Raw genomic sequence first — 15,648 nt, 5'->3', positions numbered from 1 at the left:
GCCTAGAATGCCGCCGGCGGATTATACCAGATGGGCGATGTATAGGCGCGCTCCTGCTGCTCCATGCGCACTTCGGGCGGCAGCTTCAGGTTGTATCGAACCGCGTCGTAGGCGGGCCAGCTGGGCGTGGGAATTTCGATGACGCGCACATAGTAGAACGCGCGCTGGGCCGGATCGAAGTCGGGATCGGCCCAGACCGTGGCGAGCGCGGGCGCGCCAATCGTGTTGGCATATGTCGCGTTCGACAGGTTTACCGTGTTGCCGACGGCAGGAACCTTGCCGCCGCTCGCCTTGCGTTTGGCCATGTCGCTCCACACGACATCATAGACCTTTTCGTGGCTCTTCCCTGCCTTGTCGGTCCACCCCTTGATAACCTGCACGCGGTCGATGTTCGCGCCGATCGGGTCTTTCAGGGCGGATACGATGAAACGCGGGGCGCTGCCGGTTTGCGAGCCGTTGGTGCGCGCGGAAAGCGTTCCGCCCATCGGCACCCCGCGCCGGTATCCGGCGTGGACCCAGTCACCATTCAGGTCGTTCGCGCTGAAATCCCAGCCGCCGAAAAAGCGCACCACCATGCGCGGCCCGGTGCTGGCATAGACTTCGCGCCGCTTCATCGCGTCAAAGATGGCCGCGCGCGTGTTGCCCCGCGCCCAGACCGCCGCATAGCCGCTGGCAAGGTAGTTCCAGCCGAAGCGCCCCTTGTTGTTGCCCAGGCTTTGCGATTCCATCGCCCGTTGCGCGCTGGGCTCGACACCGGGATGCTTGCCGAAGAAATTGTCTTCATCGGCGGTGGAAAGCGCGGTGTGGCTGTCGGTGGAGCCGATCATGCCGAACTTGTAGGGATTTTCGCCAGTGCGCTGCTGAATCTGCAATCCGCGCTTCAACGCTTCGCGCACGTAACTGCCCGCGAACATATCGGGCGTGGTCTTCTCCGACAGGTCAAGGTTGCCGATATCCCAACCGGCCGTGCCGAAGCCTGCAAACTCGTCGTTTGGCGAAAGGAACGGATGCGCTTCGCTGTCGCCCTTGATCTGGGTGACTTCCACCAGCGGTTCGTGTTCCGCGCGGCGACGGGCATAGGCTGCACTCATCGGGCCGCCACCGGGCTCCGTCATCATGAACATCTGCCCGTTCGACAGATTCGAATTGTGCGGGATCGCCAGCACCTTGCCGCCGGTCTTCTTCTCATAGGCGTCCATGTAATCCCACAGTCCGTCGGGGATCGTCACGCCCAGCGCGCCCAGCGGCAGGACTTGCGCCGCCTTGTCCGCCCCGTCACGGAAAATGACATTGCGGTGCAGGTTGTCTCCCCCATCCATCAGCGTCCATTCGAAGCCGATGAACGCGGTGAACCTGCCCGGCTCGTTATAGCGTTCGACCGTGCGCAACTGATCGCGCCAGACCGAGCGGGTGCGCTTCTCGCTCTTCGCGGGATCGGTCAGCGATGGCGGAAGCGTATTGTGCGTCTTGGCGTTGATGATCTCGGCCGTCGCCTTCAGCCCGCCTTCGCGGCCTTCGTGCATCAGATCGTACCAGCGCCGCAAGGTCGGGTCGGTAATCATGAAGCGCGGCGCATCGTAGAGCGCCTTGGTGGACCCCAGACCGTCCGAATGATCGGTGATGACAAGGAAATCGAGCGGCCGCGCCAGCTTTGCCTTCAGTCCGGTGGATGACGTCACTTCCTCGCCGCGCGCAAAGCGCAGCGCGTCTTCGGGCATCAGCCTGTTGCCGAACCCGAAAGCATCGACGGAATTCGCGGTGTGCAGATGCGTGTCGCCCCAATAGACGCGTTCGGGCACGTCGGTAAGCTTCACACCGGCATCGCTTTTCGGCGTGATGGGCGCGTTGTCGCGGTTGCACGCGGCCAGCGCCATGACGAGCAGCGCGGCGCTTCCCGCGCGCAGCACACTTGCCTTCATTGCCATCCCCTCTCGCGGCCGGTTATGGCCGTCGCGGGAATGATGCAGGCAAGGCGCGACGTGCGCCAGTCCCTTTTTGCAATCTATCGGCCCGCTTTTGCAGCTTGTCTGCCAAGGTCCATCAGGTCGCGCCGCGTCCACGCGCGCGCTTCCGCCGCACTGGCACAATCGGGGGAGGGCGCTGCTTTCACAGCCTGCCACCCGGCCTTGCCGATCCAGCCCAGCTTGTGCAGCGCGGGCACGACTGTCCGGTGGTCCCAGGCATGGATGCCGCGCCGCGCCACTTCGCGCGCGATCTCTCCATAGATACCTGCCGCGGCAAGGATCGCCCAGCGCTGGCGCGGGGCAAGCCGCGCGGCGCCGATCCGGGCGGAACATTCGTGCGCACGCGAAATCGTGCAAAGCCGCGCGACCATCTCCACCAGCTTTTCGCGATAGAACGGCTTCATGTGCTGGCCCGGCGGAATGTCTGCCTCCACCAGCCATTCGACCGGAAGGTAGCAGCGTCCGGCCGCGTCATCCTCCTCCACGTCGCGCGCGATGTTGGCGAGCTGGAAGGCCAGGCCAAGGTCGCAGGCGCGGTCCAGCGTGTCGTCGTCATCGGGCGATACTCCCATGACCACCGCCATCATCACGCCCACCGCGCCCGCCACGTGCCAGCAATACTGCATGAGGTCGCGCTCGCTGCGGGGGCGCCAGTCGGCCGCATCCAGCGCGAACCCGGCGATCACGTCGTCCGCCATGTGACGGGTCAGGCCCGTTTCGCGCGCGACGACGCCAAGCGCATCGAATGCGGGATCGCCGGTCGGCTTGTCGACGAAGGCGAGGGCGGTCTTCTCACGGATTTCGGCAATGCGTTCGTCCGCGCCCGCATCCAGGCCCAGTTCGCCGCCAAGGTCCTGGTCGTCCGCCAGGTCATCGCAGCGGCGGCACCATGCATAGAGCATCCACACCCGTTCGCGCGTCTCGCGGTCGAACAGGCGGCTTGCCGCGGCGAAGCTTTTGGACCCGTTCGCGATCGTATCGCGGGCATGGGCGACAAGCGCGGCCCGGTTGAGCCGCTGCGCGCTCACAAATCCTCCGCCTTCATCTCGAAAATCGGCTTGTGCGGCACGTGGCGTTCCATGCGTTCCAGAAGCAGGTCCAGATCGTGTTCGGCGATGATGATGTCGCGGTGCGCTTCGCGGACGAACCCGACCTCGATCATGTGGCGGTTGAAGGCCAGCAGGTGGTCATAGAACCCGAAGGCGTTGAGCAGGCCCACCGGCTTGCGATGATAGCCAAGCTGCGCCCAGCTGACGGCTTCCCACAATTCGTCCAGCGTGCCCACGCCGCCGGGTATGGTCAGGAAACCGTCCGAAAGGTCCGTGAAGGCCTGCTTCCTCTGGTGCATGCCGGGCACAATACGCAGTTCGGTGCAGTCGGTGTTGGACACTTCCGATCCGACCAGCGCTTCGGGAATCACGCCGATCACTTCGCCGCCGGCCTCCAGCGCGCCGGATGCCACGGCGCCCATCAGCCCCAGCCGTCCGCCGCCATAGACCACGCCGATCCCTTTAGCGGCGAGTGTCTTTCCCACCTGTCTGGCAAGGTGGATATATCGCCCGTCGGCGGGCGAGGCGGAGCCGCAATAAACGGCGATGCGTTTCACGAAAGATCCTCCAGCATAAGCCCCGCGGTCGCCTTGGCACTGCCCACGACGCCGGGAATCCCCGCGCCGGGATGCGTGCCCGCGCCCACGAGATAGAAGTTGTCGATATCGTCGTCGCGGTTGTGCGCGCGAAAGTATGCGCTTTGCGTCAACAGCGGTTCCAGGCTGAACGCGCTGCCGTGGTGGGCATGAAGGTCCGCCGCGAAGTCGCTGGGCGCATAGTGGAACTTGGTCACGATGCGCGAATGGATGTCCGGGATCAGCCGCCGGCCCACTTCGTCCAGAATGCGCTTTTCCAGCACCGGCCCCACTTCGTCCCAGTCCACCGGCAGCTTGCCCATGTGGGCAACGGGAACAAGCGCATAGAACGTGCTCATCCCGTCCGGCGCGACCGAAGGATCGGTAACGGTCGGATGGTGCAGGTAGATGGAGAAATCCCGCGGCAGAACGCCGTGATCGTAGATGTCTTCCAGCAGACCCTTATAGCGCGGGCCGAACAGGATCATGTGGTGCGGAATGCCGGGCCACGTTCCCTCCACGCCGAAATGGACCACGAACAGGCTGGGGGACCAGCGCTTTTTCGCCAGCGCCTTGCCCTGCCGCCGCCCGCGCGCGCTGTCTCCCAGCAGGTCGCGATAGGAATGGACAAGGTCTGCGTTGGACGCGACCGCGTCGAAGTTTTGCTTCCATCCGCTTGCCGTTTCGACCGCCGTCGCGCGGTTGCCAAGGGTGTGGACCTGTATAGCCGGATCGCCCAGCCGCACCGTGCCGCCCAGCCGCTCGAAATGCCGCACCATTCCCGCGATCAGGCGGTTGGTGCCGCCTTTGGCCCACCACACACCGCCATCCTTTTCCAGCTTGTGGATCAGGGCATAGATTGCGCTGGTGGTCATCGGGTTGCCGCCCACCAGCAGCGTATGGAAGCTGAAGGCTTCGCGCAGTTTCTCGCTGTGGATGAACTTCGAAACCATTGAATAGACGCTGCGCCAGGCCTGGTGCCTGGCCAGCGCAGGGGCGGCCTTGATCATGCTCGCGAAGTCGAGGAAAGGCACGGCGCCCAGCTTCACATAGCCTTCTTCGAACACGTGCGCGGAATAGCGCAGGAATTCCTCGTATCCGGCGATATCGGACGGATCGAGGCGCGCGATCTCGTTGCGCAGCGCCGTTTCGTCGTTCGAATAGTCGAAGTTCGTGCCGTCGGGCCAGTTGAGCCGGTAGAACGGCATCACCGGCATCAGTTCGACGTCTTCCGACATTTCGTGGCCGGAAAGCTTCCAAAGCTCTTCAAGGCAGGGTGGATCGGTCACGACCGTAGGCCCGGCATCGAAGGTGAAACCGTCGCGTTGCCAGAAATAGGCCCGGCCGCCCGGCTTGTCGCGCGCTTCGATCACGGTTGTCTCGATACCCGCGGATTGCAGCCGGATGGCCAATGCCAGCCCGCCGAACCCCGATCCGATAATGCACGCGCGCGTCATCGGCGCGTCCCTGCGAAGTGGAGCGCCTGGGGTTTTTCGCCCATGCCGGAAAGGACGCCCACCGCCTTGAACAGGGGAACGGGCGGCTTGCCCGCCAGGATGCGCAACTTGTCCATACCTGTCGATCGCCCGGAATAGAAACGCTCGATCAGTCGCTGGTCGAGCCGGTAGAAGCGTTCAAGCACGCGATAGCGGTCCGGCGGAAGCGCGGCACCGAACAGCATGGCGGAAAGCTTGCGGTAGAACGCGCCGCGTTCCCAGTGGCGGCGGGCATAGGCCTCGCTGAAAGCGGCAAGGCTGTCGCCATCGAGGTCGGGCTGGCGCGCCACGGCCAGCGCAAAGCGCACCGCGTCAGGCAGGGAATAGCTGGTAAGAGGCTGGAACAGCCCCGCGCGCGTTCCGGCGCGGGCGGCGTCATGCCCGGACGACCGCCAGAAAGCATCGAAATCCCCGCCCGAGACAACCGGCAGCACGCCCTGTTCCTCTGTCAGCACCTCGGCCACCTGCCAGCCGCGCTTGCGGGCATATTCGTCTATCCGGTCGGCCAGGATCGCCGTCCCAAGCGTCGCGCTGTCGGAATAATAGGTGTCTTCCACGAACACCTCGTCCGCGGAAAACGGCAGGCAATAGACAAAGCGGAATCCGTCAAGCTGGGCGACATCGGCATCCATCACCACAGGCCTGTCCAGTCCGTGCGGCACCGAAAGCTTCAGGCGGCGGCCAAGGAACTTCTGCCAGCCGCCGGTCAGGTGGCCCATGTTGCGGATACCGCGCGCGTCGATCACGCCGCCGGCCTCGATCACGGAGTTGTCCGCCAGCGTAACCGAATTGCGCCCGCAGGTGACGATGCGCGCGCCGGTCAGGATGGCGTCGGCGGGCAGGGCGCGGCGCAGCGCGGCGTCGAAACGCGCAGAAGGCATCGCGTAATAGCTGGTGGAAAGCTGGCGCTCATAGGCCGGGAAGCGCACGCTATAGCCCGGCCACGCACCCGCCACCGACGCGGCCAGAAGCTCTCTTCCCTCTGTGCCGACATCGGTGCCGAAAAAAGACCAGACGTGGTTGCCGCCAAGCCTTTCCTCCTGCTCTATCAGCAGGATGCGGACCTCCGGCCGGTGCCGTGCAAGCGCAAGGGCAATAAGCCCCCCGGCAAGACCTCCTCCGAGGATCGCAATGTCGCAATTGCGGGCACTCATCTCTTCGGCGTTAGGACGATGCGTCCGATGTGGCAACCGGCTTGGCGCGACTGTCCCGATCGGGCATCGTGCGACGATGGACAACTCGACGAGCCGCGCCGTGGCCCAAAGCCTGCTGCCCGACACGCGCGGCCTGATCGCGGCGGTTGGCGTATTGCTGGCGCTGGTGGCCATGGAACTGGCGATGGGCCGTCCGCCGATCTGCACTTGCGGCTATGTGAAGCTGTGGCACGGTGTGGTGCAATCGTCCGGCAACAGCCAGCACATTGCGGACTGGTATTCGTTCAGCCACGTCATCCACGGTCTTCTGTTCTATTTCTTCGCCTGGCTGCTGTGGCGGAAATGGCGGCTGTTCGGCGGGCGCCCGTCACGCTGGGCGCTGGCCATCGCGGTGGCGTTCGAGGCGTTCTGGGAACTGCTTGAAAACTCGCCCATGATCATAGACCGCTATCGCGCGGTGACGGTCAGTTATGGCTATTCGGGTGACAGCATCGTCAATTCGGCCAGCGACGTGATTTTCATGATGGCGGGTTTCTGGCTTGCCGCGCGCCTGCCCGTCAGGCTCAGCATCGCACTGGCCATCCTGTTCGAGCTGTTCACCCTGCTGATGATCCGTGACAACCTGACGCTGAATATCCTGATGCTGGTCTGGCCCGTCGATGCGATCCGCCAGTGGCAGGCCGGGGCATGAGCAGGCAGATGCAACCGTGATGGTTGCAACCATGTGGCCTTCCGCGCATTGGTGCAGGGTGAGATTTATGAACAGTACGTCAGTTGCAGCGGTCGCAAAGGGTTCGGCCGTCAGGGAAAATCGCCATATGAAACGCTTCCTGCGCGGTGCTTTCGCCGCAGGTTGCCTGTTTCCCGTGGCAGCCATGGCCCAGTCCGCGCCGCCGCCGGACAACGAACCCAACATTTTCGACGGAGATTTCCTCGTTGTGGGGGCAGGCGTTGTCGTAACGCCCCGTTACGAAGGGGCTGACAGCACCATGATTACCCCCGCGGCGGGGGTTGCGGGCCGGATCGCGGGCATTGGAATCAGCCCGCGCGATTCGGGCATCGCGCTCAATTTCATCCCCGCGCCCAGGAACGCGAAAGTGCGGTTCCAGCTTGGCCCGGTGGGCGTTTACAACGACAACCGCGATGCGCATTCGGGCGATGCCGTGGTCGACAAGCTGCATCCGCTGGACGATACGTTCGAGGCCGGGATCGCCACGGGGTTTTCCGTCCAGCGCGTATTAAATCCCTATGACAGCGTGAGCATGGGCGTGGACGTGCGCTGGGACACCAGCGGGCACGACGGCGCGCGGTTGGTTTCAGTCGGAGGAACCTACCTTACCCCCGTCAGCCGCGCGCAGATCGTGGCGCTTTCCGTAGCGATGGATTTCGTCAACGATGGCTGGGCCGATTACACGTATTCGGTCTCACCCGCGGACAGCGTGGCAAGCGGGCTGCCCGTCTATTCGGCCAAGGGCGGGATGAAGGACTGGGGCCTGCGCTTTTATACCGGTTACGACCTTGACGGAAACCTTCTGAACGGCGGTTTCGCGCTGGTTGCAGGCATGGGCTACACGCGCTTGACCGGAAGCGCGGCGGAAACACCGATTACCGCGCTGCGCGGCTCTCGCGATCAATGGATGGGCGGCGTCGGGCTGGCCTATACGTTCTGATTTGCCAGCAAATTAAGGGGAGCAATGCCGGGACGCGAAGAAGGAGCGAAGGATAATGCACATCGGATTTGTCGGCCTTGGCAAAATGGGCGGCAACATGGTCCGGCGTCTGACGCAGGGCGGCCATACCTGCCACATCTTCTCCCCCATAGAGGACGAGCGCACGGCGCTTGCCGATGAGACCGGAGCCATTGCGGCGGAAAGCCTGGAAGCGCTTGTAAAAGGGCTGGCGCCCCCGCGCAGCGTGTGGGTCATGGTGCCGTCGGGCGATGCGGTGGGGCAGGTGGTAAACGATCTGGCCGGGCTGCTGGAAAAGGGCGATACGGTGATCGACGGCGGCAACAGCCATTTCAAGGATTCGGTGGCGCGCGGCAAATTGCTGGCCGAAAGCGGCGTGGACTTTCTCGATTGCGGAACCAGCGGCGGCGTTTTCGGCCTGGAGCGCGGATATTCGCTCATGATCGGTGGCGACGCGGCGGCCGTGAAGCGCAATGCCCCGATCTTCAAGGCGCTTGCCCCCGGCATGGATGCGGCCGCGCGCACACCCGCGCGCGAGGGCGGGGCGGAAGCGCCCGGCGAAGCGGGTTGGCTGCATTGCGGGCCAAGCGGGGCGGGGCACTATGTGAAGATGGTGCACAACGGCGTCGAATACGGGCTTATGCAGGCCTACGCCGAAGGGTTCGCCCTTTTCGCCAGCGCGGGCGGGGAGCAGGTGCCCGAAGACTATCGCTACGATCTCGATCTTGCCGCGATCGCCGAAGTCTGGCGCCGGGGCAGCGTAGTGGCTTCATGGCTGCTCGACCTTGGGGCGGACGCGCTGGCGGACGATCCGTCGCTCGATCGCTATTCGCCTCAGGTTGCCGACAGTGGTGAAGGGCGATGGACGCTGGACGCGGCGATCGATCAGGGGGTGAGCGTGCAGGTCATGGCCGCGGCATTGTTTGCCCGATTCGATTCGCGCGATGAAAAACGGGTGGCGGACAGGGTGCTTTCGGCAATGCGGTTCAAGTTCGGCGGACATCGTGAGTTCATGAAATAGGGCGAAAACCCTAAAAACGCCTCGCTTCGCCGATTTCTGCCATTGACGGGGATCAATGAATGGGTGCAGCCTCTGAAGGCATACAGACCTATCGAATGATAGGCACAGCTTTGGCGGAGGACTTGTATATGAACGGCGCAACCGGAAGTGGAGCGCAGCACGTAGACGTGCTGATAGTGGGTGCGGGAATTTCCGGCATCGGCTCGGCCTATCACCTGCAGGACCAGTGTCCCGGCAAGAGCTATGCCATCCTCGAGATGAAGGATACCTTCGGCGGGACGTGGGAAACGCACAAGTATCCCGGCGTGCGTTCGGATTCCGACCTCTACACTTTCGGTTACCGCTTCAAGCCATGGGTCGATGAACCGATCGCCAAGGCCGAAAAGATCCTGCGGTATATGGGCGAAGTGATCGAAGAGAACGGCATCGGCGATCACATCCACTATGGCCACCGCATCACCGGCTGCAACTGGTCCGGCAAGGACAACCTGTGGACCGTGAAGGCGGTGCGCAAGTCGGACGGCGCGGAAGTGACCTTCACCGCCAACTTCCTCTGGATGTGCCAGGGGTATTACGATCACGAAAAGCCATATGTCCCCGATTGGCCGGGCCTTTCCGACTACAAGGGCCAGTTCGTCCACGCCCAGCTGTGGGACCCGGAAACGGACTATGCCGGCAAGCGCGTTCTGGTGATCGGATCGGGCGCGACCGCGGCAACCGTGGTGCCGGCCTTCGCCGAAAAGGCCGCGCACGTGACGATGCTCCAGCGTTCGCCCACCTATTTCTTCTGCAGCCCCAACCAGAACGAACTGGCCGACCGGCTGCGCGAGATCGGCATAGACGAGCCGACCATCCACCGCGTCGTGCGCGCGCAGGTGATGTACGATCAGGACCAGCTGACCAAGCGCTGCCAGTCCGAACCCGATGCCGTGTTCGATGAACTGAAAGAGCTTATCAAGCTCTACGCGGGCGAGGATTTCGAGTTCGAGCCGCACTTCACCCCGCGCTATCGCGTGTGGCAGCAGCGTCTGGCGTTCTGCCCGGAGGGCGACATTTTTCAGGCTGCGAAGGCGGGCAAGCTGACGGTGGTGACCGACACGATCGACACCTTCACCGAAAAGGGCGTGCGCACCGCGTCCGGCGAAGAGATAGAGGCGGACATTATCGTGGCGGCCACCGGTTTCCGCCTTTCGGTGATGGGCGACATCCCGTTCAGCGTGGACGATGCCCCGGTCGACTGGCACGACACCGTGAACTATCGCGGCATGATGTTCACCGGCGTGCCCAACCTCGTGTGGGTGATGGGCTATTTCCGCGCCAGCTGGACGCTGCGCGTGGATATGCTGGGCGACTTCGTGTGCCACCTGCTCAACCACATGGACGAGATCGGCGCGAAGCGGGTGGATGTTGCCCTTCGCGACGAGGACAAGGGCATGAAACTTCTGCCCTGGATCGAGGAAGACAACTTCAACCCCGGCTACCTGATGCGCGGGCTCGACAAGCTGCCCCGGCGTGGCGACAAGCCCGAATGGCGCCATAACCAGGATTACTGGGCCGAGCGCGACGAGATTCCGAACATCGACCTGGACGGGCAGGAATTCGTCTATGACAACCACCGCCGCGCGGCCGGGGAGACGGCCGGCGCAAAGGAAATGGCCGACGCTTGACCGGATCTGCCGGCCGCGCGTTCAGTCCGCGGCCGGCAATCCGCGGCCGGCAATCCCGCAAACTGCGTGAACGCGGCCGGCGTTGCGGCTTGCGCGTGGGTCAGGACGACCGCAGTTCGATCCTGACCGGCATATGCACAAAGCCGTGGAGGAACGGGCTGGCAAGCCGTTCCGGCACGCCTTGCGGCACGACGCGCCAATCGCGCGCCACCCATTCCTCTATCAGCGTGGCAAGCTGGATTTCGGCAAGGCGTGCGCCCACGCAGCGGTGAATGCCGTGGCCGAACCCCACGTGCCGCCGCGCGTTCTCGCGCGTCACGTCGAACCGGTCCGCATCGGGAAACACGCTTTCGTCGCGATTGCCCGATATATACCACAGCACGATCTTCTCACCCTTCTTCACCTGCTGTCCGCCCACTTCGACATCGCGCATCGCGGTGCGGCGCATATGGGTGACGGGCGATTGCCAGCGGATCGCCTCCTGCGCGGCGTTGGGGATCAGCGAAGGATCGTCGTGCAGCTTGCGCAACTGGCCCGGCCAGGAATCGAAAACCTCCACCAGCGCGCTCATCGAATTGCGCGTGGTGTCGTTGCCGCCCACGATCAGCAGCGCGATGTTGGCCAGCCGCTCCATCGGGCTGAGGTGCCCCATCGCGTCCGAATGCACCATGCGACTGATCAGGTCGTCCGCCGGCGCCGCATCGCGCCGTTCGTCCAGCATCCGGTCGAACCGCGCGAGCATCGCCTGCATCTGCGCCATCCATTCGGCACGGTATTCATCGTTGTCGTTGTCGGGATTGACGCTGCCCGCATAGTCGGACCAGCGCTTCAGATCCTGCCATTCGTCCATCGGCATGTCGAACAGGATGCACAGCATTCCCATCGTCAGCGGAATCGACACGCGCTCTACCCAGTCGAACGTCTCTCCAACCGGAAGCGCGTCCAGCAGCGCCTTGCAGCGGGCGCGCACCTGTTTTTCGCGTTCGGCCATCTGGCTGGGGGAAAACGCCGGGGAGATGACCTTGCGCTGCGCGGTATGCACCGGCGGGTCGGCGGCGATGAAGTTGGGCAGGTTCGCTTCCGGCTTGGGATCGGCGATAACGATGTTGCCGTTCTGCCAGCTGGAAGAAAACGTGGCCGGGTCCAGTTCGATCTGCTGGATCAGGTCGTGCGTGCAGGCGGACCAGTATCCGCCATAGGGGCTGTCCTCGCGCCAGCTCATCGGCGCGTTTTCACGCAGCCAGGCGAAGGGTTCGTGCCAGCGGTTTTCGGTATAGAGCGCGACATCGCTGACGTCCCAGGGGCTGGTCGCACGCGGAGCGTCTGTTGCGATAGTGGCCATCGGCATTTCTCCCGTTCGCACCGCGATCGGGCCGCGGCGTCGTTGCGCGCCGAGTATCTATATCGCGCGATAGAAGTCCAGCCCGTCCGAAGCGTTGCCAAGCCGTCTTGCCAAGCTATCGGGCCACGTTAGGATGAATGCCGATCCCCGGGTCGCCAGTCTGGCAACAAGGTGTGGGTAGGCGCCACATCGCCCGAAAACCGAAACGATAACAGCACCTGCCGCGACGGGTGGGACGATATGCTGGGGGCAACAGCCAGTGCCGGGGCAAGCCACCGTTCGCGTGTCGGGTCCGTTCGTCCGGAAAAGGCCAAAGAGGATGGACGGCGAATGGGCGAAGTATTGAACACCACGGGCTGGAGCGCGCTTTTGATGGGCCTGTTCACCGTATCGGCGGCAACGGGGGCGCTGCGCAAGCCGGGGATCTGGCAGAAACTGGTGCAGGAAGTGGAAGAAAGCCCGGCGCTGCAGATGGTCAGCGGGCTTCTGGAACTGTTCGCCGGGGCGACGATCTATCTGCTCAACCCCTGGGTGCCGACCGATCTTGTCGCCTGCATCATGAAGACGCTGGGCGGCTTGATGATGATAGAGGCGCTGGCCGTTGTCGGGTTTTCCGACATCTATTTCCATTTCTGGCTGAAGAACCTGTCGCACATGCACAAGGGCTGGGCTTCGGTCACGTTCGTCGTCGGCCTTGGCCTGACGGTGCTGGGTATGGTGCGGCTCGCCTGACGCGCCGGGGCGTCATGGCCGGGCTATTCGGCGGCAATCGCCTGTTCCGCGCTGGCAACAAGATCCTGAAGGGCGGCCATGTGCCCGGCAAAGGCCTTTCGCCCCTTGCGCGTGAACGAAACCCAGGTTCGCTGGCGTCCGTCCTGCGCGGCCTTGCTCAGTGTCACATACCCGGCGTCGGACATGGCGGAGAGGTGCTTTGACAGCACCGAATCGCTGACGCCGGTAATCTCTCGCAACTTCGCGAATTCCGCGCTGGCGACGTTTGCCAGCATGGCACAGATCTGCAGCCGCGCGGGCTGGTGCAGCGAAGGATCGAGGACGGGCGCCTGCTTCATTCCGCGTCCTGTTCGCGCAGCTCGTTCAGGAACACGCGCTGCCAGACCACGCTATAGGCATAGGCGATGGCAAAGCTGATCGCGGTAAGGCCCGCTTTCGACAGGTTGGAGAAATGGCTGGTGCGCATGTTCATGGCCGCCACCACCAGAACAACGATAACCGCAACGAAGCTGAGCGAAACCTTCCGCGTCTTGCCGGGCCTGTATCCGTTGACGAATACACCCAGCCGCCGCTCGTCCGACTTTTTCACCAGGAATATCGCCGCCAGGATGAAGGGTATCGTCGCGAACTGCACGAACGAGGATATTGCGACGGACGCGATCAGAACCGCGAAGATCGCGGCGAACAACGCATGGCGCCAGGGCGGACAATTGGCGATGGTTTCCGCCATTCCGGCCTTGGTCTGCGCCACCGTGGCAAGTGCGCGGCGCGCCTCGTCTATCTGGACGTCTCGTTCTGTCATGGCCGATCCCCTTGCAAATGTGTGCATGGACGCTGCGCGCGTTTCACGCAATTCCCCTGCCGTCGCATGGTTCTCCGGTTTTCAGCGCGATCGCGAAGGTCGCGGCGAAAACGGCGGCACCCACCAGCCACACGGCCGGGGCCGGTCCGTCGGGCGTGCGCAAGGCGAGCGAGGCGAACGCGCCGCCCGTCAACAGGGCAACAAGAGCCAGCGATTGCCATGTAAAACGCCGGTCCGAATGGCGCCGGAAGCGGCGTGCCAGTCCGGCAAGGACCGCCGCACCGCCACAGGCCATGGCAGGTGCCGCCGCATTCGAAGCGCCCGGCGCCATGGCGACCATGGCCAGCGCGAAGGCGAAAACGGGGAGGGCCAGTGTGGTCCGGTTGGGTTGCGTATGGCGATTCATGATCTTGCCTTTCAGGATTGCGGGGAGGGCGCGTGGATCAGCGGGGTCGATCAGCGGGTTTGCGCAGCGGCGGGCGGCGCCTGCCGTCCGTCCAGCCACAGGCTGATCGAAGGGCGAACCACCAGCAGCATCACATCGACCAGCGCGTGGATCACGATGGGCACGATCAGCGTTCCGGAAGAAACGTAGAGCGAGATGAAAACGCCGCTGGCAAGGCCGGTCAGCAGCACGCCGCGCCATCCCTGGTACCAGTGCATCAGGCCGAAGGTTACCGCCGCGATGGCGAAACCGGCCACCGCCGATCCCGTCGCCAGCGTGCCCAGCAGGGGCAGGGCGACGCGGAACATGATTTCCTCGCTCAATCCCGCATTGATCGCCAGTGGAAGCAGGGCAATCGCTTCCGCGCGGTTGCGCGGGAACAGGGCGGCCACGTCACCGATCACGGGCTGGGTGCGCTTGCCCAGCACGAAGCGCCAGACGATGAACAGCGCCATCGTCGCGATGATGACGCCTGTTACCATGCCCGCCAGCATCGATCCGGTTTGCGAAGCGTCTTGCGCAAGGCCGGGGCCGACAAGGGCGGCGACAGGGCGGAATTCCGCGGGGAAGGAAACCAGGCTGCCGGCCCGGCCGATCAAGGCCAATAGCGCCGCGCCGCCAAGGCCGTAGATCGCGAAACTGGAAAGCGTCCAGCGCTTGAACGTGCGTTGCCGCTCATCGGTGTCGGTAAGCGCACGGAATTTTTCCATGCGGCCCCGGTTGTGCCACGCGCTCCACCCCAGTGCCGCCACGATTGCCGCGAGAAGAAGGTCATAACCCATGTCGCGTTCCTTCGCTTTGCCGTCGATCACTTTCCAAGTTGGAAACTGGGTAGGCCTCACTTTCCGATTCGGCAAGTGAAAACTTTCCATGATGGAAAGTCATAGCGCGGGGCCGGTTTCAGGCCTGATCGGGCCGGGGAAGGTGGGGCGACGCGGGTTGGCTGCGCATCAGCGACGAGGAATAGGGCGTCACAAGCCTTTGCGCGCGGTCCCAGCCGCCGTGCAGCCAGGTCTGGTGCGCATCGGGATCTGCGGGAAGGATAACCGGCATCGCATCGCGCCCCGCGGCGCGCAGGGCTGCGTTGGCTTCGCACGTGAGGATCGCGAAGGACGGAACCTCGCTGTCCTTCCACACGCCCGCGAAGGCGAACAGGGGCTGGTCGGCAAGCGTGAACCAGTGCTGGCGGCGCTTGCCTTCGCGATCGGTTCCCGCGCCCCATTCCATGAACGCGGTTGCCGGGACAAGGCAGCGGAACTCGCTGTTGCGCAGGTTGCCGATCCAGAACGGGCTTTGCGTGTTGCGCACCGTAAGCACGCCGCGCCCCGCATCGCCGGCAGAGGGCGGGGGCGGCACGCCCCACAGGCGCGGGGTTATGCGCGTCTCAAGCCGCTTGCCGGCCGGCCTTGGCCCGGCGATGAATTCCCGCCCGGCGGTTACGACCGGCGCGAATCGACCGGGCGAGACGGGGCCGCCCGTCCACGGGTCCGTGCCCGCGCGCGCATCGAAGGCGCGGGCAATCGCCGTGGCCGGGGCATCAAGGCGGTAGAGCATCGGCATTGCGCGACGCACGCCTAGACGGGGCGGCACCGTGCGTCTATCATCGCGCGCATCCCCGGGGAGGCAGCACTCCACTTCGATGTTTCGAAAGTGGGCGCACGACAGCCTGAGAGGTGTGGGTATGCTCCACACGACCCGTTGAACCTGAACCCG

Annotated in this window: 16 protein-coding genes; 5 read left to right on the top strand and 11 right to left on the bottom strand. The window is 64.1% G+C overall.

Features of this window, described 5'->3' with window-relative positions; all coding sequences use genetic code 11:
- Positions 1 to 2: 2 nt before the first annotated feature.
- The 5 genes from RXV95_RS10295 to crtY all read right to left on the bottom strand — a co-directional run bounded on the left by RXV95_RS10295 (position 3) and on the right by crtY (position 6,238).
- Positions 3 to 1,919 (bottom strand): DUF3604 domain-containing protein, encoded by a 1,917-nt coding sequence (locus tag RXV95_RS10295; protein WP_338465959.1) that lies wholly within the window; start codon positions 1,917 to 1,919, stop codon positions 3 to 5.
- Positions 1,920 to 2,002: 83 nt separating this feature from the next.
- Positions 2,003 to 2,992 (bottom strand): phytoene/squalene synthase family protein, encoded by a 990-nt coding sequence (locus tag RXV95_RS10290; protein ID WP_338465958.1) that lies wholly within the window; start codon positions 2,990 to 2,992, stop codon positions 2,003 to 2,005.
- Positions 2,989 to 3,570 (bottom strand): TIGR00730 family Rossman fold protein, encoded by a 582-nt coding sequence (locus RXV95_RS10285; protein WP_338465957.1) that lies wholly within the window; start codon positions 3,568 to 3,570, stop codon positions 2,989 to 2,991. Before RXV95_RS10285 ends, RXV95_RS10290 begins: the two co-directional genes overlap by 4 nt.
- Entirely contained in the window at positions 3,567 to 5,045 is a 1,479-nt protein-coding gene (locus RXV95_RS10280) for a phytoene desaturase (RefSeq protein ID WP_338465956.1), read from the bottom strand. Before RXV95_RS10280 ends, RXV95_RS10285 begins: the two co-directional genes overlap by 4 nt.
- On the bottom strand, positions 5,042 to 6,238 hold the full coding sequence (gene crtY, locus RXV95_RS10275) for a lycopene beta-cyclase CrtY (RefSeq protein ID WP_338465955.1): 1,197 nt from the start codon (positions 6,236 to 6,238) through the stop codon (positions 5,042 to 5,044). Before crtY ends, RXV95_RS10280 begins: the two co-directional genes overlap by 4 nt.
- A gap of 76 nt (positions 6,239 to 6,314) precedes the next feature.
- On the opposite strand from crtY, the gene RXV95_RS10270 reads away from it, so the two are divergent.
- From RXV95_RS10270 to RXV95_RS10255, 4 genes are all read left to right on the top strand, one after another.
- Positions 6,315 to 6,929: a DUF2585 domain-containing protein gene (locus RXV95_RS10270; protein ID WP_338465954.1), complete on the top strand. Its 615-nt coding sequence runs from the start codon at positions 6,315 to 6,317 to the stop codon at positions 6,927 to 6,929.
- A 127-nt stretch (positions 6,930 to 7,056) separates the two neighbouring features.
- A complete protein-coding gene (locus tag RXV95_RS10265) occupies positions 7,057 to 7,908 on the top strand; it encodes a MipA/OmpV family protein (protein WP_338465953.1) in 852 nt (283 codons plus the stop codon).
- Positions 7,909 to 7,963: 55 nt separating this feature from the next.
- Positions 7,964 to 8,947, top strand: a complete 984-nt coding sequence (gene gnd, locus RXV95_RS10260) for a phosphogluconate dehydrogenase (NAD(+)-dependent, decarboxylating) (protein ID WP_338465952.1) — start codon at positions 7,964 to 7,966, stop codon at positions 8,945 to 8,947.
- Positions 8,948 to 9,075: 128 nt separating this feature from the next.
- On the top strand, positions 9,076 to 10,614 hold the full coding sequence (locus RXV95_RS10255; RefSeq protein ID WP_338465951.1) for an NAD(P)/FAD-dependent oxidoreductase: 1,539 nt from the start codon (positions 9,076 to 9,078) through the stop codon (positions 10,612 to 10,614).
- Positions 10,615 to 10,714: 100 nt separating this feature from the next.
- On the opposite strand, the gene RXV95_RS10250 is transcribed toward RXV95_RS10255, so the two are convergent.
- Complete coding sequence (locus RXV95_RS10250) at positions 10,715 to 11,956, bottom strand: cytochrome P450 (RefSeq protein ID WP_338465950.1); 1,242 nt, start codon at positions 11,954 to 11,956, stop codon at positions 10,715 to 10,717.
- A gap of 330 nt (positions 11,957 to 12,286) precedes the next feature.
- Between RXV95_RS10250 and RXV95_RS10245 the strand changes: the two genes are divergently transcribed.
- Entirely contained in the window at positions 12,287 to 12,688 is a 402-nt protein-coding gene (locus tag RXV95_RS10245; protein ID WP_338465949.1) for a hypothetical protein, read from the top strand.
- Between the two features lie 23 nt (positions 12,689 to 12,711).
- On the opposite strand, the gene RXV95_RS10240 is transcribed toward RXV95_RS10245, so the two are convergent.
- From RXV95_RS10240 to RXV95_RS10220, 5 genes are all read right to left on the bottom strand, one after another.
- Positions 12,712 to 13,026, bottom strand: coding sequence for a transcriptional regulator (locus tag RXV95_RS10240; RefSeq protein ID WP_338465948.1), 315 nt, complete (start codon positions 13,024 to 13,026; stop codon positions 12,712 to 12,714).
- Entirely contained in the window at positions 13,023 to 13,490 is a 468-nt protein-coding gene (locus RXV95_RS10235; protein ID WP_338465947.1) for a hypothetical protein, read from the bottom strand. The genes RXV95_RS10240 and RXV95_RS10235 overlap by 4 nt, the downstream gene beginning before the upstream one ends.
- 43 nt (positions 13,491 to 13,533) lie before the next feature.
- Complete coding sequence (locus RXV95_RS10230; RefSeq protein WP_338465946.1) at positions 13,534 to 13,896, bottom strand: hypothetical protein; 363 nt, start codon at positions 13,894 to 13,896, stop codon at positions 13,534 to 13,536.
- 50 nt (positions 13,897 to 13,946) lie between these two features.
- Positions 13,947 to 14,717, bottom strand: coding sequence for a CPBP family intramembrane glutamic endopeptidase (locus RXV95_RS10225; protein ID WP_338465945.1), 771 nt, complete (start codon positions 14,715 to 14,717; stop codon positions 13,947 to 13,949).
- Between the two features lie 118 nt (positions 14,718 to 14,835).
- Positions 14,836 to 15,495 (bottom strand): SOS response-associated peptidase family protein, encoded by a 660-nt coding sequence (locus tag RXV95_RS10220; RefSeq protein ID WP_338465944.1) that lies wholly within the window; start codon positions 15,493 to 15,495, stop codon positions 14,836 to 14,838.
- Positions 15,496 to 15,648 lie beyond the last annotated feature (153 nt).

The organism is Novosphingobium sp. ZN18A2 (genome assembly GCF_036784765.1).
Taxonomy (GTDB): domain Bacteria; phylum Pseudomonadota; class Alphaproteobacteria; order Sphingomonadales; family Sphingomonadaceae; genus Novosphingobium.
Note: the sequence above shows the minus strand (reverse complement) of the source record. Positions and strands in the feature narration are given on the sequence as shown.